The sequence below is a fragment of the Micromonospora sp. NPDC000089 genome (assembly GCF_042899365.1).
In the GTDB taxonomy this organism is placed as follows: domain Bacteria; phylum Actinomycetota; class Actinomycetes; order Mycobacteriales; family Micromonosporaceae; genus Micromonospora.
The window spans coordinates 76663-95114 of sequence record NZ_JBIAZT010000017.1; the positions used below are offsets into that span (position 1 = coordinate 76663).

Below are 18452 nucleotides of genomic sequence, written 5' to 3' on the forward strand. Positions count from 1 at the left end.
GGCGGGGTGCGCGCCGCTCAGCCGGTACGCAGCCGGACGGGTCGGTCGCCGGCCTCGGCGAGGAAGTCCACCAGCAGCTCGTGGAACTCCTCGCGGCGCTCGATCTGCGGCATGTGCCCGCAGTCGGGGAACAGGTGGGTGCGGGCCCGGGGCAGCCGCTGCCGGGCGGCGTCCAGGTGCGCGGCGGGCAGGATCAGGTCCCGCTCGCCCCAGACCACCAGGGTCGGGATGTCGTGCCTGGCCACCTCGGTGAGCAGCTCGTCGCGCCACGGCGCCCGGATGCCGCGGAAGGTGCCCAGGTCGCGGACGAGATCCCGGACCACCCGCCCGGCGTACGGCTGGCGGGCCGTCTCCAGGGCGTCCGCGATCCGCTCGTCGGTGGCGTACGCCGGGTCGTGGAAGATGGCCCGCTCCACCCGGCGGGCGGTCGAGTGCCGGGGACGCAGCAGCAGCCCGGCCAGCGGGCGCACCGCCAGCAGCCGCAGGAAGATGCTCACCTCCGGCCCGAAGCCGGCGCTGTCGACCAGGGTCAGGCTGGCCACCCGGCCCGGTTCGGTGGCGGCGAACCGCATCGCCACCGCGCCGCCGAGGGAGTTGCCGACCAGGTGCGCCGGCCGGCGCACGCCGACCGCGTCGAGGTAGTGGCCGAGGAACCGACCCAGCGCGGGCAGGGTGGCCGGGCCGGCGGCGGGCAGCGAACCGCCGTGCCCGGGCAGGTCCACGCTGTGCACCCGGAACCGCTGGGCGAGCAGCTCGTGCTGGTCGGTGAAGTCGCGCAGCGTACGGCCGATGCCGTGCAGCAGCACCACCGGCGGCCCGTCGCCGTCGATCCGGTGCCGGACCCGGCGGCCGTCGACCGTGACGTGCCGCGGCCCGGGCGGCGTCGCGGCGCTCACGCGGTGCTGGCTGGGCATGCGCTCGTTGCCCTCGCTTCGCTCGGTGCGCTCGCTCATGCGGCGTCCGCCGCGGTGGCGTCGGTGAGGACCGGCCGGGCGGTCGCGGTGTCGGCCGCCCCGACCGGCCGGGCGGTCGCGGCCCGGGCCGGACCGGCCGCGCCGGCGTTGAGCCCGAACGCCAGCACCCGGTGGTACGACGCCGGAGCGACCCGGGCCAGCAGGTCGGGCAACTTCGCCGACCAGCCGATCAGCACCCGGCCGCGGCGCCGCCGCACGCCGCGCAGGATCACCTCGGCGGCCCGCGCGGGCGGGATGGACAGCAGCCGCTCGAACTGGCGCAGCCCGGTCTGGTACTCCTCGGCGGCCACGCCGCTGCCGACCCGCGCGTCGCGGGCGATCCGGGTGGCGATACCGCCCGGGTGCACCGACGTCACGCCGATCCCGTCGTCGGCCAGTTCGTGGCGCAGCGCCTCGGTGAAGCCGCGCACGGCGAACTTGCTGGTCGAGTAGGCGGCCTGGCCGGCCGGGGCGATCAGCCCGAAGAGGCTGGAGACGTTCACCAGGTGGGCGCCCGGCTCGGCCTTGAGCGCCGGCAGCAGCGCGTGGGTCAGCTGCACCACGGCGTGCAGGTTGATCTCCAGCAGCCAGTTGAACTCGTCCAGGTTGACCTGGTCGAAGCGGCCGCCGAGGGCGACCCCGGCGTTGTTCACCAGCAGCCGGATCCGTGGGTGCGCGGCCAGCACCTCGGTGGCCACCCGGGCGGTGGCCGCCCGGTCGCCGAGGTCGACCACGTGGGTGTCCACCCGCAGGTCGGGGTGGTCGGCGCGGACGGCGGCGGCCACCGTGTCGAGCCGGGCGTCGTCCCGGTCGAGCAGGACCAGGTTGCTGCCGCGGGCGGCGAGGCCGTGCGCGACGGCCTCCCCTATTCCGCTGGCGGCGCCGGTGACCACTGCGGTCCCGGCGCGGAAGTCGAACGGTCGCACGCGGCCTCCTTGCTGCGCGGGTGGTGCCAGGGTGGTGGTGCGGTGGTGGATCGTCAGCCGACCGGGGCGTCCTCGGTGCGGGCGTCCCGGGTGGACGGTGCCGACGTCGCCCGGGAGAACCGGACGCCTTCGTCGGTGAGCCGGCCGTGCCGCATCAGCACGACGTCGCGAGCGTAGTTCTGGTACAGCCGCCACGGGGCCCGCGCGCCCTGCTTGGGCAGCGCGTCGACGCTGCGCAGCACGTACCCGGACTTCAGGTCGATGATCGGCTCCAGATCGCCGTCGGTGGGCGCGAGCGGGGTGACGATCTGCTGGCCGGTGGCGTCCAGGTGCCGCAGCAGCCGGCAGACGTAGGTGGCGACCAGGTCGGCCTTCAACGTCCAGGAGGCGTTGGTGTAGCCGATGGTCATGGCGAAGTTCGGCACCCCGGAGAGCATCATGCCCTTGTACGCGACCGTCCCGCCCAGGTCGACGTCGACGCCGTCCACGGCGATGGTCATCCCGCCGAAGGCGAGCAGGTTCAGCCCGGTGGCGGTGACGACCACGTCGGCCGGCAACTCCTCGCCGGAGCCGAGCCGGATGCCGGTCTCAGTGAAGGTGTCGACGGTGTCGGTGACCACCGAGGCGCGGCCGGCCTTCACCGCGTCGAACAGGTCGCCGTCGGGCACCACGCAGAGCCGCTGGTCCCACGGGTCGTAGCGGGGCGAGAAGTGCCGGTCCACGTCGTACCCGACCGGCAGCCGGCCCTTGGCGGCCCGGCGCAGCAGCCCCTTGACCACCTTCGGGGCGCGCCGGCTGAGCTGGAAGTTGGCGGTGCCGAGCAGCACGTTCTTCCAGCGCACCACCGGGTAGACGACCTTCTCCGGCAGCCGGCGGCGCAGCGCGTCGGCGAGCGCGTCGCGCGAGGGCAGCGAGATGACGTACGTCGGCGAGCGTTGCAGCATGGTGACGTGGGCGGCCCGCTCGGCCATCGCCGGCACCAGGGTCACCGCGGTGGCGCCGCTGCCGATCACCACCACCCGCTTGCCGGTGTGGTCCAGGTCCTCGGGCCAGTGCTGCGGGTGCACCAGCGTGCCGGCGTACCGGTCGACACCCGGGAACTGCGGCGTGTAGCCGGAGTCGTAGCGGTAGTAGCCGGAGCAGGTGAACAGGAACGCGCAGGTGAGCGTGGTCTCCTCGGCGGTGTCGTCGCGCCGGGCGGTCACCGTCCACCGGGCGGTCGCGCTGTCCCACTCGGCGCGGACCACCCGGTGGTGGAAGCGGATGTGCTCGTCGACCCCGTACTCCCGGGCGGTTGCCCGGACGTACTCACGGATCGACTCGCCGTCGGCGATCGCCTTCGGGTTGGTCCACGGCTTGAACGAGTAGCCCAGGGTGTACATGTCCGAGTCGGAGCGGATGCCCGGGTAGCGGAACAGGTCCCAGGTGCCGCCGATCGCGCCGCGAGCCTCGAGGACCGCGTACGTCTTGTCGGGGCAGTTGCGGCGCAGGTGCACGGCCGCGCCGACGCCGGACAGGCCGGCCCCGACGATGAGCACGTCCACGTGATCGGAGGCCATGGCATCTCCCGGATCGAGGCAGAGGATCGGACACTATCCACCACCGTCGACGTCCGTCAACACCCTGTCGAGACCGGTCGACACCGCGTCGAGCCGGTGTAACATCCACGGCCATGACGACCGCCCGCACGCCGGCCGGGACGGGGCGTGGCCGGCGGGCCAGGCGCTCCGCCGGCGACGAGCGTGAGCTGGCCATCCTCGGCACCGCCGAGCGGCTGCTCGCCGAGCGCGCCTTCGCCGAGATCTCCATCGACGACCTGGCCCGGGGGGCCGGCATCTCCCGGCCCTCGTTCTACTTCTACTTCCCGTCCAAGGACGCGGTGCTGCTCACCCTGCTCGACCGGGTCACCGAGGAGGCCGACGCCGCCGCCGGCGACGCGCTCGACCGGCTGGCCGAGGATCCGCGCGCCCGCTGGCGCGAGCTGATCGACCGGTTCCACGCCACCTTCGGCGGCCACCGCGCGGTGGTGCTGGCCTGCGCCCAGGTCCGGGGCGCCAATCCGGAGGTACGCCGGCTCTGGGCCAACGTGCTGGAGCGCTGGGTGCAGGCGGTCGAGGCGGCGATCGAGGGTGAGCGGATCCGCGGCGCGGCCCCGGCCGGAGTGCCCGCCCGGGACCTCGCCATCGCGTTGAACTCCATGAACGAACGGGTCTGGTACGCCACCTTCGCGGGCGACGGTCCCGCGGTCGCCGAGCGGGACGTGGTGGACGTGCTGCTCGAGGTCTGGCTGACCGCGATCTACCGCAGCACCGCGCCCCCGGTCAGCCCGTCCGCGTGAAGTCCATCGTCCAGTTCGTCTCCCAGGTGCGCTCGCCGTCGGTGGAGAACGCCTGTTCCCAGCGGCAGGCGCGATCGGTGACGCCGGAGCAGACGAACCGGCAGCGGACCGGCTGGCCGTCGTCGGTGTCGTCGCCGAAGAAGGTGCCCACCCCGTCGGTGAACCGGCCGACCATCGGCGGCACCTCCAGCACTCCGCGCCGGCTGTTCATCCAGTAGATCGACCACTCCTGCCGGGCCGGGTCGAGGATGCGCACGAGCCAGGCGCCGGCTCACCACGTCCCACCTGCCGACGAAGAAGTCGAAGTCGCCGCTCACCGGCCCACCGGCCCTTCCGGCCGGAGGTCGGCCAGGTAGCCGTCCAGGTCGGGCCGGTCGGGGGCGAGGACGTGCCGGATCCAGGCTGACCGCTCGTGCTCGAACACCCCGAGCTCCCAGACGCAGCCCACGCCGGGCCGGTCCAGCGGCACGAACCGCGTCGGGTCGTCGTCCGGGCAGCCGATCGCCGGCTGCCCGGCGACCGCGGTCCGGCACTCCACCACGTTGTCGAAGAACCAGGTGTACGCCAGCAGGTAGGCGCCGGTGTCCGCGCCACGGTGCAACACCACCCAGCCGGCCGGCGGGGTGCCGTCGTCCGCGGTCGGCACCAGGGTGGGCAGGACTGCTTCGGCGGCCCGCTCCACCTCCGGGGTGAGCGGCTGGTCGGGCTGGTCGATCCGGTAGCGCTTGAGCCGGCGGCCGGCGACCTCGGTCGCACCGGCCACCCGCAGCTGCTTGTCGTGAAAGGGCATGCCGGGACGGTAGGACGACTCCCCTGACAGCTACTGTCAGTGGAATGCGCGCCGGTCGCCTGCTGTCCCTGTTGCTGCTGCTGCAGACCCACGGCCGGCTGACGGCCGAGCAGCTCGCCGCGCGGCTGGAGGTCTCCACCCGCACCGTCTACCGGGACGTCGAGTCGCTGCACGCCGCCGGCATCCCGCTGTACGGCGAGGCCGGGCACGCCGGTGGCTACCGGCTGGTGGACGGCTGGCGTACCCGGTTGACCGGGCTGACCACCGAGGAGGCCGAGCGACTGTTCCTCACCGGGCTGCCCGGGCCGGCGGCCGAGCTGGGCTACGGGGCCGTGGTGGCCGCCCTGCAGCTGAAGCTGGACGCGGCGCTGCCACCGCAGCTGCGGGACCGGGCGGACGCGTTACGGCAACGGTTCCACCTGGACGCCCCCCACTGGTACTCCGACGGGGACGCCTCGCCGTACCTGGCGCCCACCGCCGAGGCGGTCTGGCGGCAGCACCGGGTGCGGGTCCGCTACCGCAGCTGGCGGGGCGAGTCGAGCACCGTGCTGGCCCCGTACGGCCTGGTGCTCAAGGGTGGCCGCTGGTACGTGGTGGCCGACGCCGGGCGCGGCCCGGCCAGCTACCGGGTCAACCAGATCCTGGCGCTGACCACCCTGGCGGAGACGTTCGACCGACCGACCGACTTCGACCTGGCCGGCTGGTGGCGCGTCCATGTCGCCGACTTCCGGGCCCGACTGCACCGCGACGAGGCCACCATCCGGCTCTCCCCGCAGGGCTGGGACCGCCTGCGGGAGGTGGCCAGCGACCTGGTCGTGGCGGCGGCGCGGGACAGCGCCGGCCCGCCGGACGGCCACGGCTGGGTGACCGCCGTGGTGCCGATCGAGTCGCTCACCCACGCCCACGGCGACCTGCTACGACTGGGCGCCCAGGTCGAGGTCCTGGCGCCCGCGCGACTGCGGGCGATGCTGGCCGAGACGGCCGCCGGCCTGGCCGCGCTGTACTCCCCCGACCCGCCGGACTGACGGGCGCACGGCGCCCTCGGTGCCGACCGCCGCCGCGCCGTCACGGCCGGCGGTGGCGTCACACCCCGGAGATCGCCCGCCGGTTGATGAACCAGTAGTGCACCGCGAAGGAAACCACCGCGGCCGCCACCCCCGCCACGATCGCCGGCGCCGGGCCGATGACGAGCCCGAGCAGCAGTGCCACCCCGGCCCCGATCAGCAGGGCGTTCACCGCCCCGATCATCGCCCCGGTGGTGAGCAGCAACTGCCACTTGCCGGGACGGACGCCGACCGCCCGCCACGCCGAACGGGCCACGTCCTCGTCGGCGACCGCATCGACGAAGAAGTCGTGCCCGGCGCCGAACTCCCGGTGGTAGTACCCGCGGATCCGCTGCACCCGCTGCAACGCCAACGAGTTCTCCACCATGGTGTCCACCAGCCGCAGGAAGGTCAGCAGGCCGGTGATGATCAGGGTGGGCAGCACCGCACCCAGGTACGGCCGGATCAGCTGCGCGCTGCTGGAGACGAACCCGAGCCCGACCAGGGCCGCCGACAGCAGAGTCAGGAACACCGTGGCCCGGCCCACCGACTCGGCGATGGTCGCGCCCCGGGACGTCTGCAGCACGAAGTGCTCGGTGGTCAGCGCGGTCAGCAGGGCCTGCTTCCGCTCGCTGTCGTCCATCCTCCGCGACCCCCGGCTGCCTCGACTGAGCCCACCATACGAAGCGGCCGGCGCCCGGCGGGCCGGAATCAGACAGCCGCCCCGGGCACCCGCCCCGGTCGCCCGACGGGGTGACGGACAATGGCCAGCGTGGGTCCGGCCGAGCCGGGCCCGGCGAACCACCCGATCGGCAGGAGACCACCCACCGTGCCCGAAACGCCCCCGACCGGCACCCCGCTGCGCGCCGACTGCGCCCGCTGCGTGGGGCTGTGCTGCGTCGCCCCGGCCTTCGCCGCCTCCGCCGACTTCGCCCTCGACAAGCCGGCCGGCCGGCCCTGCCCGAACCTGCGCGCCGACTCCCACTGCGGCATCCACGACCGGCTGCGGGAGCGGGGCTTTCCCGGCTGCACGGTCTTCGACTGCTTCGGCGCCGGCCAGCAGGTCACCCAGGGCACCTTCGGCGGGCGGGACTGGCGGGACGACCCAGCCACCGCCACGGCGATGTTCGCCGCCTTCACCGTCATGCGACCGCTGCACGAACTGCTCTGGTACCTCACCGAGGCCGCCGCCCTCACTCCCGCCGGTGACCTGCGTGACCGCCTGCACACCGCCCTCGACGACACCCGGCGACTCACCGCCGGCACCGCCGAGCAGCTGGGCGCGGTCGACGTGGACGCGCACCGCGGCCGGGTCAACCCGCTGCTGTCCGCCGCCAGCGAGCTGGCCCGGGCCGGCACCGACGGCCCCGACCGGCGGGGCGCCGCGCTGATCGGCGCGGACCTGCGGGGCGTACGCCTGGTCGGAGCCAACCTGCGCGGCGCGGTGCTGGTCGGCGCGGACCTGCGCGGCGCGGACCTGCGGCTGGCCGACGTCACCGGGGCGGACCTGCGCGGGACGGACCTGCGCGGGGCGGACCTGTCCCGGACGCTGTTCCTGCACCAGTCCCAGCTCGACGCGGCCCGCGGCGACCGGCGCACCGAGCTGCCCCCGGCGCTGCGCCACCCCGGGCACTGGCCCGGCCTCACCCTGACCCCGGTGCAGCGCGCCGCCCCGGCCCGACGGGCGCGGGGCTGGCGGCGCTGACCGATGAGGGTTTGCCGGCCGGCCAGGCGGGCAGACAAGCAGGCATGACCGATGAACGACCCACCGACCGGGCCAGCACCGACGAGCCGGACGGCGTGCCGGCGTACGAGGCGTCCCTGCGCCCGCCGGGCGACTCCCTGCGCACCGCCGAAACTGGCGACGACCTCGCCGAGGACGAGCCGATCGAGGACCGCCTGTCCGCCCGCGAGACCAGCCGCGCCGGCTACGACGTGAACGCGGTCTCCGGCGCCGCCGACCCCTCCCAGGACGAGGCGGACAACCCGCCCACCGAATGACCGACCACAGCCGGGCCCGGCCGACGTCGTGCGGCCGGGCCCGACGCGTCAGCGGCCGCCCACCGCCGCCGCCCGCGCCTCGGTCATCCCCCGGTTGGCCAACCCGTCGGCCCGTTCGTTCTCCGGGTGCCCGTTGTGCCCCTTCACCCAGTGCCAGGACACCTCGTGCCGGGCGCAGGCCGCCTCCAGCCGCTGCCACAGGTCGGCGTTCTTCACCGGCTGCCGCGCGGAGGTCAGCCAGCCGTTGCGCTTCCAGGACGCCAGCCAGCTGGTGATGCCGTTGCGCACGTACGTGCTGTCGGTGTGCAGCCGCACGGTGACCGGCCGGGTCAGGCTCTCCAGCGCCTCGATCGCGGCGGTCAGCTCCATCCGGTTGTTCGTGGTCGGGGTGGCCTCCCCGCCGCAGATCTCCCGCTCCCGGTCGCCGTACCGCAGCACCGCCCCCCAGCCACCCGGGCCGGGGTTGCCGCTGCACGCCCCGTCGGTCCAGATCTCCACGGCCCTGCCGGCCTGCCCCTGCGTCATGCCGCAGAACCTACCGGGCCGTACGGCCACCGCCCGGAGCGGCGCGGCGGACGCGGGTCAGCCGCGCGGCGGGGACAGCCGGGCGCGCAGCCGGCCGACGGCGTCGCCGACCACCGCCGACGTCATCGGCAGCAGCGGACTGGACCGCATCACCGCCAGGTCCTCCGCCGGGCTGGTCGCGCCGTCCAGGAAGCGCAGCACCCGGGACGCGGGATTACGGTCGAACAGCCGCTCGAAGAACTCCGGGCCACCCACCGCGCCGGAGTCCAGCGCCCGCAACGCCACCGCGTCCATCCAGCGGTGTCGCCCCGGGTACGCCGGCCGGGGCACCGGCGGACGGCCGGCGACCAGCGCGGCGGCCACCTGGTCCGCCTGCCGGTGCATGGCCGAGAAGGTGAACCCGGTCGACGGTCGGGTCGCCCCGCCGGCCGTGCCGAGCCGGACCACCCGCGCCGACGGGCGGGCCTCGAACGGCGCGTCGGTCATCGGGATCACCCCGTCCTCCACCTCCCGAACCGTCAGCGCGGCCAGGTCCAGGCCGAGCAGGTCGGCGTAGCCGCGCAGCCCCGCGTCGTACCCGGCGTCGGTGAGCAGCTCCGGGGAGAACTCGGTGTACTCCACCAGGGCGTACCGGTCGCTGACCGGCAGCACGTACCCGAAGGAGACCCCCCGGGCCGGCTGCGGGGTGCGGAAGTCCATCAGCACCGCGCGGGCCGGATCGAACACCGGGGTGGCCGACTCCAGCCACCAGCCACGGAAGTGCTGCAACCAGCTCGTCCGCCCCGGGCGGCGCGGCGGACGGGGGCGGGAGTCCAGCACCCAACCGGCGCGCAGCAGCGCCTGCCCGTCGGCGTCCCGCACGGTGACCGCCGTGCCGTCGTCGTCCAGCGCGCCGACCGCCGCGTCGAGCCGGGTGACGCCCAGCCGCTCCTCCGCCTCGGCGGCCCGCTGGTAGACCGGCGCGGAGCGCAGCATGGCGTACCGCAGCGGGGCCAGGTCCAGCAGCCGCCGGCAGCCGGGGGTGGTCACCTCCACCGTCGACCAGCCCGCGCTCAGCAGCGGGTCCAGGTCGCCGCCCGGCGTACCCCAGAAGGCCCAGGTGCGGTCCTGGCCGCGCTTGCGCACCGGGTCGACCACGGCGATCCGCAACCGGCGCAGGTCATGCCGGTCCAGGGCGGCCAGCAGCAGGGAACCCGCGCCGCCGCCCCCGACGAGGGCCAGGTCGACGTCGAGCGGTCCGCCGGTGGTCACGGAGAGCACGCTGCCACATCGACTTCCCCGAGCTTCTGCGAGGGCGGCGGCTTCCTCCGGTCGGGCCCGGGCGTAGGTTCGGTGTCGGCAACGCGGGACGGACACCGAGGCGGAGGACATCATGGCAAGGTCGGCGGCACTGCGGGTCGGACTGCTCGGGTACGGGGTGGCCGGCCGGGTGTTCCACGCCCCGCTGATCGCCGCCACCCCCGGCCTGCGACTGCACGCCGTGGTCACCGCCGACCCGGAGCGCCGCGAACAGGTCCGCCGCGAGCACCCCGACGCCCGGCTGGTCGACGATCCGGACCTGCTGTGGAAGGCGCCGGACGCGCTCGACCTGGTGGTGGTGGCCAGCCCCAACCGGTGGCACGTGCCGAACGCGCTCGCCGCGGTCCGCGCCGGGCTGCCGGTGGTGGTGGACAAGCCGCTCGCGCCGACCGCCGCGGACGGGCGCGCCCTGCTGGCCGAGGCCGACCGGCTCGGCGTACCGGTGACGGTGTTCCAGAACCGGCGCTGGGACGGGGACTTCCTGACCGCCCGCGCGCTCATCGAGCGGGGCGAGCTGGGCCGGGTGCACCGCTTCGAGTCCCGGTTCGAGCGGTGGCGGCCGGCGATCAAGCCGGGCTGGCGGGAGAGCGGCGGCGTAGAGGACGCCGGCGGCGCCCTCTACGACCTGGGCGCGCACCTGGTCGACCAGGCGGTGCAGCTGTTCGGGCCGGTGCGCAGCCTCTACGCCGAGGTGGACCGGCGGCGGCCGGGCGCGCAGGTCGACGACGACGCGTTCGTGGCCCTCACCCACACCGGCGGCGTCCGCTCCCACCTGTGGATGGGCGCGCTCGCCGCCCAGCTCGGGCCCCGGCTGCGGATCCTCGGCGACCGGGCCGCCTACACCACGTACGGGCTGGACCCGCAGGAGGCGGCGCTGCGCGACGGCGGCCGGCCCGACGCGCCGGGCTTCGGCGAGGTCACCCCGGACCGGTACGGCCAGCTCGGCGTGGACGGTGCGCTGCGCCCGGTGCCCACCGAGGCCGGCCGCTACCGGGACTTCTACGCCCAGCTCGCGGCCGCGCTGCGCGACGGTGGGCCGCTGCCGGTGGACCCGCGGGACGCGGTGGACACGGTGGCGCTGATCGAGCTGGCCCACCGGGCCGCCGCCACCGGCGAGGTGCTGGACGTCCCCCGGGGCTGAGCCGTCTCACGCCCCGGGGCGGAGCCGGTAGACCACCTGCCGGCGCAGCGGCCCGACCGGGGCGTCCAGCTCGTCGAAGTCGTCGGCCGGGTCGGTGGTCATGCCGAGCCGGCGCATCACCGCCTGGGAGCGCAGATTGGTCGCCGTGGTGATGGCCACGATCTCGGGCAGGCCGACGGTGTCGAAGCCGTGGCGCAGCGCCGCCCGGGCGGCCTCCGTGGCGTAGCCGTGTCCCCAGGCCGCGCGGGCCAGCCGCCAGCCCACCTCCACGCCGGTTACCGGCACCTCCTCGTCCACGTCGTCGAGGCCGGTGAAGCCGATGAACGCGCCGGTGTCGCGTAGCTCGACCGCCCAGAAGCCGTACCCCTTGCGGTCGAGGTCGTCCTGGAAGGACAGCATCGACGCCGCCGACTGCTGGTAGGTCAGCACCGGGCCGAGGAACTCCCGCACCGCCGGGTCGGCGTTCATCGCCGCCCAGGCCGGCAGGTCGGACTCCCGCCAGTCGCGCAGGGTCAGCCGGTCGGTGCGCAGCTCGGTCATCGGGCGAGCGTAGTGACGGCTGTTTCCCCGGCGCACATCGTTTTTTGGCGGCGGTTGGCATCGCGGCGTGCCTCACCACCCGTATGGCATCCTAGGAGGCTAGCTGCCTCGGTCCGGTGCCCGCCGACCCCCGTCGACCGGCGGGCACCGGACCCGGCTCAGGCCGCCCGAGCGGTGCGCCGCAGCGCCGGCACGACCACCGCCGTGGCCAGGTGCAGGGCCACCAGCGTCGCCGTCGCCGCCGCGCCGACGCCCCGGGTCAGCGGGCCGAGCAGCGACACCACCAGCACCACCAGCGCGATACGGGTCCAGACCGCCCGGGCCCGGCGGGTCAGCCGCTCCAGCAGGGCCAGCAGCGCCCAACCGGCCAGACCGGCGAGCGCGGCGGTCAGCCCCACCGCGACCGGGCCGACCTGCTGCTGCGCCCCGCCGGCGCGGACGGTCAGGTCCACCCCGGCCAGCGGGACGGCCACGACCCAGACCAGGAGGGCGGCCACCGTCGCGGCCAGCACCGCCAGCGCACGCTGCCGACGACGGGCGGTCGCCCGGGTGGATTCGATGGAGAGGGTGTTCATCGTCGCGACCTCCGCGGGCGGGCCGCCGCCGGTGCGGCGGCACTGGAGGGACGGTAGGTCCGCGCGGGCGCCGGTCGGATCGGGCCGTGGACGGGTTCCCGGGTACGACCGGCGGACCAGTCCCCCGCCCGATCTCCGTCGCGCGGCCGATGAGGAGTCGCCGGTGCCCGGCCTAGCATCCGGGTGTGTGCCTCTCCGGATTCCGTACCCGCCTGCTCGCCGACGGCGCGATCGCCGGCGTGATCCTCACGGTCGCGCTGGTGGCGCTGCTCGCGTCGGCCCGCGGCCCGGTCGCGACGGCCGTCGGGGTGGCGCTGGCCGTGGCACAGGCCGGCTGTCCGTTCTGGATCGCCCGCCGACCGGAGTACGCCCTGGCGGTGGCCGTGGCGGCCGGGGTCGGCCTGGAGGCGATCTGCCCGCAGCTGGGCTGGTTGGGGCTGGTGGCGGTGCCGCTGAGCTACTACGCGCGGCTGCGCCCGCCGCGGGTCTCCGTACCCGTGCTGGCGTTGCTGGTCGCGCCGACCCCGTGGAAGCTGGTCACCGGCGGCTGGCGGGACCTGCTGCTCGCGGTGACCGGGGTGAGCCTCGGCTGGGCGCTCGGCGAGCTGCAGCGCGGCGCCGTCCAGCGGCGGGAGGCGCGGCGCCGGCAGATCGTGGCCCGGGAGCGGGAACGGATCTCCCGCGAGCTGCACGACGTGGTGGCCCACCACGTCTCGGTGATCGCCGTGCAGGCGGCTGCCGCCGAGGACGTGTTCGACCTGCGGCCCGAGCGGGCCCGCGCGGCGCTCGGCGCGATCGGCACCGCGGCCCGGGCCACGCTGACCGAGCTGCGGTCCGTGCTGCACACCCTGACCGCCGACGACGACCCGACCGCGCCGCAACCCGGGCTGGCCGAGCTCGACGCGCTCACCGACGCCGTTCGCGACGCCGGCCTGCGGGTCGACCTGCACCGGGACGGGCTGACCTCGGCGCTGCCGGCGGGGGTCGAGCTGTCCGCGTACCGGATCGTGCAGGAGTCGCTGACCAACGCGCTGCGGCACGGCCGGGCCCGGCACGCCGACGTCACGATCCGCTACACGGACCAGACCTTGCGGGTCGAGGTGGTCGACGACGGCACCGGGCCGCCCCGCCGGCTGACCGCCCGGGACGGGCACGGCATCCCCGGCATGCGGGAGCGGGCCCGGCTGCTCGGCGGGGAGCTCGCCGCCGGTCCGCTGCCCGGCGGTGGGTTCCGGGTCGCCGCCCGGCTGCCCGTCCGGGAGGGACGATGACGATCCGGGTGGTGATCGCCGACGACCAGGACCTGGTCCGGGCCGGCCTCGCCATGATCATCGACGCGCGACCGGACCTGACCGTGGTGGGCGAGGCCGCGGACGGGATCGAGGCGGTCGCCCTCACCCGGAGGCTGGCCCCGGAGGTGGTGCTGATGGACGTGCGGATGCCCCGCCTGGACGGCATCGCCGCCACCCGCGAGCTGGTCACGTCGGGCAACCCGGCCCGGATCATCGTGCTGACCACGTTCGACCTGGACGAGCCGGTGTACGCGGCGCTGCGCGCCGGGGCCAGCGCCTTCCTGCTCAAGGACACCCGCCCCGGCGACCTGGCCGAGGCGGTACGGGTGGTCGCCCGCGGCGACGCGCTGCTGGCCCCCACGGTGACCCGTCGGCTGCTGGACCGGTTCGCCGACCGGCTGCCCGGGCCCCCGCTCGGCGCCGGCCGGCTCGGGGCGCTGACCGCCCGGGAGGTGGAGGTGCTCACGCTGACCGCGCGGGCGCTGTCCAACGCCGAGATCGCCGAGCGGTTGTTCCTGAGCACCGCCACCGTCAAGACCCACCTGTCGGCGATCCTGGCCAAGCTCGGCCTGCGCGACCGGGTCCAGGCGGTGGTCTTCGCGTACGAGACCGGGCTGGTGCGGGCGGACCCGCCGGCCCGCTGAGCGGGTCGCGTCGGGCGGTCTCAGCCCGGCGTGGACGCCAGCCAGCCGGCGAGATCGTGGTGGCCGTTGGCGCGCGCGACGTCCACCGCGGTCTGGTCGGACCAGGCCATCCGCCGCCGCGCCGAGGCGCCCCGGTCCACCAGGAACCGGGCCACCTCCGCCTGCCCGGCGCGGGCCGCGTTCCACAGTGGCCCGTCCAGATCGGCCTCCGCCTCGGCCAGCCGGGCGACGACCGGCAGCGGGCCGAGCGCGGCGGCGTGCCACAGCTGCTGCCGCACGCCTCGGTCGACCAGCCGGCGGGCGGCCCGCCACTGCTCGTAGCCCACCGCCGAGGACAGCGGCGGGCCACCGTCGATCGAGGAACCGGGCGCCTCCGGATCGGCACCCAGGTCGAGCAGCGCGTCGAGCAGCGGGACGTCGTCGTTGCTGGCCGCCCAGTGCAGGGGACGCTCGGTGTGCGACATCCCCACCGCCGGCGCATCCGGGTCGGCGCCCGCGGCTACCAGCAGCCGGGCGGTATCGGCGGCCCGTGGCCGGTGACCGGGGGCGTCGGCCAGCAGGTGCAGCGGCGAGCGCTCGCCACCGTGCCGGTCGCGTACCGCGGTGGTGGCCAGCCACGGGTGGTCCCGGAGCAGCTCGGCCAGCCGCTCCACCGCGCCGGTGGCGATCGCGGCGGTGAGCTCGACGGCGAGCGGATCCTCGGCATGCATGGACCCAGTGTGCCCGGTCGCGGCGGGACCGGCACTCCGCGGACGCCGAGGCTGGAACCGGACCGGCGCCGCGGGCGGTGTGGACGGTCCTGGGCGGGCAATTCCGCTGCTCTGCGGCGGCAGGGAGAACACGTGACGGCAACGAAGATTTCTCATTTACCTCGGCCGGGGATGCCAACCCTCCTAGTGTTGGCCACACCGGTGCTAGTCACGGAGTTGGCCACCCGAACGGCGTCCCACGCAGACAGCGGACGAAAAGTGAGGGAAGACGCATGAAGGCACAGACAGTTCTCGTATCGGCGGCGCTCGGCGTGGGACTCGGCACGCTCCTGCTCCCGGCGGCCGCGCTCGCGGACACCACCGTCTCACCGGCCGCCACCCCGGTCGGCGGGACCGTCGTGCTCACCGCGACCACCTGCAATCCGAAGGCCGGCGACGTGATCTTCCGGGTCACCGGGCCGGACCGGGACCAGAACGTCCGCTCCACCACCGCCGCCGCGGGCGGCGGCCTGAGCGCCGAACTGTTCACCGCCGGTTTCACGCTGGGCACCTACACGGTCGCCGCGACCTGCGGTGACGGCAGCTCCGCGGGCAGCGCCACGTTCACCGTCACGCCGATCGGCGCCGCGCCGGCCGGTGGCGGTGGTGGCGCCGACACCACCGGCATGGTGGTCGCGGGTGGCGCGCTGGCCGGCGCCGCCGCGCTCGGCGGGGCCGCCCTGGTCCGCCGTCGGCGCCGCGCGGCGGCCTCCGTGGCCTGACCCGCCGACGGCACACCATCCCTGGGACGGGTGCCCGCGCCGGTGGACACCGGGCGGGCACCCGTGACCACGTCGTCGGGGAGGAGCGACGGTGGGGAGAAGCTGGTTCACGCGTACCCGGGCGGCGGCCGTCGCGGTGGTGCTGGCGGGCGCGGCCGGCGCGACCCTGATCGCGGCGGGCCTGATCGGCCCGACCGGCCCGCCGCAGCCCGGCGCGGGCGCGGCCGGGGCCACCCGTAACGGCACCCCGGCGCCGGTGCTGGCCCGGTCCGATCCGGTACGGATCGACATCCCGGCGATCGGGGTGCACGCCGACCTGGTGTCCGTCGCCGGCGACCCGAACGGCACCCTGGAGGTGCCGCCGCTGGACCGCCCCGAGGTGGCCGGCTGGTACCGACCCGGCCCGAGCCCGGGTGAGGCGGGCAACGCGGTGATCGTCGGGCACGTCGACACCCGGGACGCGCCGGCGGTCTTCTTCAACCTCGGCCGGCTGCGACCCGCCGACACCATCCGGGTCACCCGCGCCGACGGGCGGGTGGTGACCTTCGCGGTCGACGGCGTCGGGGCGTACCCGAAGAGGAGCTTTCCCACCACGCTGGTCTACGGTCCGGGCGGGCCGCAGCCGGCGCTGCGGCTGGTCACCTGCGGGGGCCGGTTCGACGCCCGGGCCCGCGACTACTCGGACAACATCGTGGTCCGCGCCACCGCGGTGCGGTGAGTTCGCGCCGCCGTACTACGGTGGGCCGTCGAACGCAGGCGGCGGAGGTGGACGGTGACAGCGCTCGCACCCCGGCTGGAATCCCTGGTGGGTCGGCTGCTGCGCCGGCCGGCGATCGCACCGCCGCGCGCCGCCCGCCGGTCCAACCCGGACGCGGTGGTCGACTGCGCGGTGTACGTGGACGGTCGCCGCGAGCCCGGCCGGCCGCACTTCGCGGACGCGTACGCCCAGGCCCGGCGGCGGCGCGGCGGGTTCGTCTGGCTCGGCCTGCACGAGCCCGGCCCGGCGGTGCTGGCGGCCGTCGGGCGCACCTTCGGCCTGGACGAGCTGACCGTCGAGCAGGCGCTGGCCGACGGGCACCGGCCCACCGTGCAGCGGCACGGCGCGGTGACCCTGCTGGTGCTGCGCACGGCCGAGTACGTCGAGCACGCCGAGCTGACCGACACCTCCGAGGTGATCGACACCGGTGACGTGCTGGTCCTCCTCGGCGACCGGTTCGCCGTCACCGTCCGGCACGGCGCCGCCGGCGCGCTCGCCGAGGTCCGCACGCGGCTGCAGGACCGGCCGGCGATCCTGGCCGAGGGGCCGTGGGCAGTGGCGTACGCGGTGACCGAGCGGATGGTGGAGCGCTACCTGGAGGTCGCCGACCACCTCGAGCACGACCTGGAGCGGGTCGAGGAGAGCGTCTTCGCCCGCGACCGGCGCGCGGACATCGCGCAGATCTACCAGCTCAAGCGCGAGGTGGTGGAGTTCAAGCGGGCGGTGCTGCCGTTGTCCGGGCCGCTGCGCGAGCTGGTCGGCGACCGCGAGCACGGCCCGCCGCCGGGCCTGCGCCGCCGGTTCGCCGCCGTCGCGGACCGGCTCACCCGGGCGGTCGAGCGGATCGCCGGGTACGACGACCTGCTCAACTCGGTGCTGCAGGCGCGGCTCACCCAGCTCGCCGTGGACCAGAACGACGACATGCGCAAGATCGCGGCCTGGGCGGCGATCGCCGCGACCCAGACCGCGGTGGCCGGGGTGTACGGGATGAACTTCGCGCACATGCCAGAGCTGTCCTGGCGGTACGGCTACCTCGGCGCGCTGCTGCTGATGGCCACCCTGGCGGTCGGCCTGCACCGGATGTTCCGCCGCTCCGGCTGGCTGTAACCGGTCGCGCCGGGCGGGTGTCACGGCGCGGTCAGGGCGGCGATTTCGTGGTCCAGCAGCTCCGCGAGGCGGGCGAACCGCTGCGGGTGGGTGGCCGCGGTGATGCCCCGACTCGGCGCCTCGACGGTCATCAGCAGGTAGAGGTGCAGGCGGTAGAGGCCGAGCCGGCAGCGTACGCCCGGATCGTCCAACGCCAGCGACCCGCCCGCGGCCCGGTAACCGCGCAGGAACGGGTCGTCCGGGGTGTCCTCCGCCCGGGCGAACAGCAGCGGCGAGACCAGGTCCAGCAGCGGGTCGCCGTGCAGGTGCCGCTCCCCGTCGACCAGCCCGGCCAGCCGGTGCCCGCCGTCCGGGCCGGGCACCGCGAGCACGTTGCCCGCCCAGCCGTCGAAGTGCAGCAGCGCCGGGCGCCGCACCCGGTCGAGCACCCCGGCGTGCCGGCCGATCAGCTCCCGCAGCCGCGCCGCCGGTACGGGCAGCGGCACCGACCAGTCCGCCGCGTCGGCGAGCAGGTCGTCGACCATCGCGGTGAACGCGGCCCGCCAGGTGGTGCCGCCCGCCCGGCCGCCGTCGTAGCCGTACCGGTCGCCGCTCACCGCGTGCAGCGCGGCGAACGCCGCCCCCAGCCCGGCCCGGACCCGGGCGGTGTCGGCGCCCTCGACGTCCAGGTCGCGCAGGGTACGGCCGGGCAGCAGGTCGGTGAGCAGCCAGTCCCCCAGCTCCGGATCGCTGCCGTGATGCCGTAGCGGCGGGACCGGCACCTGCGGCGCCCGCTCGGCGACCAGCCGCAGGTAGCGGGCCTCCGCGGCGATCAGGCCGCGCTCGTACCGCAACAGCGGCACGGCCGCGGCCGGCCCCACCTTGAGCACCAGCCGCCGCGAGTCGTCAAGGGTGAGCCACCAGACCGCGGCGAACCCGCCCCCGGTCAGCGGGGCGCAGTCGGTCACCTCGACGGTCGGCCCGAACGACGCGGCGACGTACCGGCGGACCAGATCGTCGTCGAGGCGGCGTTGGGTGCGGCTCACCATCGGGCCAGGCTAGCCGTGCGGC

At 75.6% G+C, this 18452-nt stretch carries 22 protein-coding genes; 10 read left to right on the forward strand and 12 right to left on the reverse strand.

What is annotated here, in order from left to right:
* Positions 1-17: 17 nt before the first annotated feature.
* From ACFY3U_RS24365 to ACFY3U_RS24375, 3 genes are read right to left on the reverse strand one after another with little or no spacing between them, the layout of a single operon-like run.
* Entirely contained in the window at positions 18-953 is a 936-nt protein-coding gene (locus ACFY3U_RS24365; RefSeq protein ID WP_387205707.1) for an alpha/beta fold hydrolase, read from the reverse strand.
* Complete coding sequence (locus ACFY3U_RS24370; RefSeq protein WP_387205709.1) at positions 950-1879, reverse strand: SDR family NAD(P)-dependent oxidoreductase; 930 nt, start codon at positions 1877-1879, stop codon at positions 950-952. Before ACFY3U_RS24370 ends, ACFY3U_RS24365 begins: the two co-directional genes overlap by 4 nt.
* Positions 1880-1932: 53 nt before the next feature.
* A complete protein-coding gene (locus ACFY3U_RS24375; RefSeq protein WP_387205711.1) occupies positions 1933-3438 on the reverse strand; it encodes a flavin-containing monooxygenase in 1506 nt (501 codons plus the stop codon).
* A 113-nt stretch (positions 3439-3551) separates the two neighbouring features.
* Between ACFY3U_RS24375 and ACFY3U_RS24380 the strand changes: the two genes are divergently transcribed.
* Positions 3552-4217, forward strand: a complete 666-nt coding sequence (locus tag ACFY3U_RS24380; protein ID WP_387205713.1) for a TetR/AcrR family transcriptional regulator — start codon at positions 3552-3554, stop codon at positions 4215-4217.
* Here the strand turns inward: ACFY3U_RS24380 and ACFY3U_RS24385 are convergent.
* Together ACFY3U_RS24385 and ACFY3U_RS24390 are read right to left on the reverse strand one after the other, a co-directional pair.
* Positions 4201-4473 (reverse strand): hypothetical protein, encoded by a 273-nt coding sequence (locus tag ACFY3U_RS24385; protein WP_387205715.1) that lies wholly within the window; start codon positions 4471-4473, stop codon positions 4201-4203. The two genes, ACFY3U_RS24380 and ACFY3U_RS24385, sit on opposite strands and share 17 nt — an antisense overlap.
* Positions 4474-4530: 57 nt before the next feature.
* On the reverse strand, positions 4531-5007 hold the full coding sequence (locus tag ACFY3U_RS24390) for a hypothetical protein (RefSeq protein ID WP_387205717.1): 477 nt from the start codon (positions 5005-5007) through the stop codon (positions 4531-4533).
* Between the two features lie 44 nt (positions 5008-5051).
* Here ACFY3U_RS24390 and ACFY3U_RS24395 point away from each other — a divergent pair, with 44 nt between their 5' ends.
* A complete protein-coding gene (locus tag ACFY3U_RS24395) occupies positions 5052-6032 on the forward strand; it encodes a helix-turn-helix transcriptional regulator (protein ID WP_387205719.1) in 981 nt (326 codons plus the stop codon).
* A gap of 58 nt (positions 6033-6090) precedes the next feature.
* Here the strand turns inward: ACFY3U_RS24395 and ACFY3U_RS24400 are convergent, their stop codons facing one another.
* Entirely contained in the window at positions 6091-6693 is a 603-nt protein-coding gene (locus tag ACFY3U_RS24400) for a hypothetical protein (RefSeq protein ID WP_387205721.1), read from the reverse strand.
* Between the two features lie 120 nt (positions 6694-6813).
* Here ACFY3U_RS24400 and ACFY3U_RS24405 point away from each other — a divergent pair, with 120 nt between their 5' ends.
* Positions 6814-7755, forward strand: coding sequence for a pentapeptide repeat-containing protein (locus tag ACFY3U_RS24405; RefSeq protein WP_387205723.1), 942 nt, complete (start codon positions 6814-6816; stop codon positions 7753-7755).
* A 44-nt stretch (positions 7756-7799) separates the two neighbouring features.
* Positions 7800-8051, forward strand: a complete 252-nt coding sequence (locus ACFY3U_RS24410; RefSeq protein WP_387205725.1) for a hypothetical protein — start codon at positions 7800-7802, stop codon at positions 8049-8051.
* A gap of 48 nt (positions 8052-8099) precedes the next feature.
* Here the strand turns inward: ACFY3U_RS24410 and rnhA are convergent, their stop codons facing one another.
* Both rnhA and ACFY3U_RS24420 read right to left on the reverse strand, forming a co-directional pair.
* Positions 8100-8576 (reverse strand): ribonuclease HI, encoded by a 477-nt coding sequence (gene rnhA, locus ACFY3U_RS24415; RefSeq protein ID WP_387205727.1) that lies wholly within the window; start codon positions 8574-8576, stop codon positions 8100-8102.
* A gap of 57 nt (positions 8577-8633) precedes the next feature.
* The gene (locus ACFY3U_RS24420; RefSeq protein WP_387205729.1) at positions 8634-9827 is read right to left on the reverse strand and encodes a lycopene cyclase family protein; all 1194 of its coding nucleotides are present in this window, start codon (positions 9825-9827) and stop codon (positions 8634-8636) included.
* A gap of 121 nt (positions 9828-9948) precedes the next feature.
* On the opposite strand from ACFY3U_RS24420, the gene ACFY3U_RS24425 reads away from it, so the two are divergent.
* On the forward strand, positions 9949-11016 hold the full coding sequence (locus ACFY3U_RS24425; RefSeq protein WP_387205731.1) for a Gfo/Idh/MocA family oxidoreductase: 1068 nt from the start codon (positions 9949-9951) through the stop codon (positions 11014-11016).
* Between the two features lie 6 nt (positions 11017-11022).
* Here ACFY3U_RS24425 and ACFY3U_RS24430 read toward each other — a convergent pair whose 3' ends face one another.
* A complete protein-coding gene (locus ACFY3U_RS24430) occupies positions 11023-11556 on the reverse strand; it encodes a GNAT family N-acetyltransferase (protein ID WP_387205733.1) in 534 nt (177 codons plus the stop codon).
* Positions 11557-11714: 158 nt separating this feature from the next.
* Positions 11715-12131: a DUF6069 family protein gene (locus ACFY3U_RS24435; protein WP_387205735.1), complete on the reverse strand. Its 417-nt coding sequence runs from the start codon at positions 12129-12131 to the stop codon at positions 11715-11717.
* 185 nt (positions 12132-12316) lie between these two features.
* On the opposite strand from ACFY3U_RS24435, the gene ACFY3U_RS24440 reads away from it, so the two are divergent.
* Positions 12317-13402, forward strand: a complete 1086-nt coding sequence (locus tag ACFY3U_RS24440; protein ID WP_387205737.1) for a sensor histidine kinase — start codon at positions 12317-12319, stop codon at positions 13400-13402.
* The gene (locus ACFY3U_RS24445; RefSeq protein ID WP_387205739.1) at positions 13399-14067 is read left to right on the forward strand and encodes a response regulator; all 669 of its coding nucleotides are present in this window, start codon (positions 13399-13401) and stop codon (positions 14065-14067) included. Before ACFY3U_RS24440 ends, ACFY3U_RS24445 begins: the two co-directional genes overlap by 4 nt.
* Before the next feature lie 20 nt (positions 14068-14087).
* Here the strand turns inward: ACFY3U_RS24445 and ACFY3U_RS24450 are convergent, their stop codons facing one another.
* On the reverse strand, positions 14088-14777 hold the full coding sequence (locus ACFY3U_RS24450) for an ankyrin repeat domain-containing protein (protein WP_387205741.1): 690 nt from the start codon (positions 14775-14777) through the stop codon (positions 14088-14090).
* A 272-nt stretch (positions 14778-15049) separates the two neighbouring features.
* Between ACFY3U_RS24450 and ACFY3U_RS24455 the strand changes: the two genes are divergently transcribed.
* The 3 genes from ACFY3U_RS24455 (at position 15050) to ACFY3U_RS24465 (ending at position 17402) form a co-directional block, all read left to right on the forward strand.
* The gene (locus ACFY3U_RS24455; protein WP_387205743.1) at positions 15050-15538 is read left to right on the forward strand and encodes a hypothetical protein; all 489 of its coding nucleotides are present in this window, start codon (positions 15050-15052) and stop codon (positions 15536-15538) included.
* A 91-nt stretch (positions 15539-15629) separates the two neighbouring features.
* Positions 15630-16256: a class F sortase gene (locus tag ACFY3U_RS24460; protein ID WP_387205745.1), complete on the forward strand. Its 627-nt coding sequence runs from the start codon at positions 15630-15632 to the stop codon at positions 16254-16256.
* A gap of 54 nt (positions 16257-16310) precedes the next feature.
* A complete protein-coding gene (locus tag ACFY3U_RS24465; protein WP_387205747.1) occupies positions 16311-17402 on the forward strand; it encodes a magnesium and cobalt transport protein CorA in 1092 nt (363 codons plus the stop codon).
* Positions 17403-17422: 20 nt separating this feature from the next.
* On the opposite strand, the gene ACFY3U_RS24470 is transcribed toward ACFY3U_RS24465, so the two are convergent.
* On the reverse strand, positions 17423-18430 hold the full coding sequence (locus ACFY3U_RS24470; RefSeq protein WP_387205749.1) for a phosphotransferase family protein: 1008 nt from the start codon (positions 18428-18430) through the stop codon (positions 17423-17425).
* Positions 18431-18452: the final 22 nt, after the last annotated feature.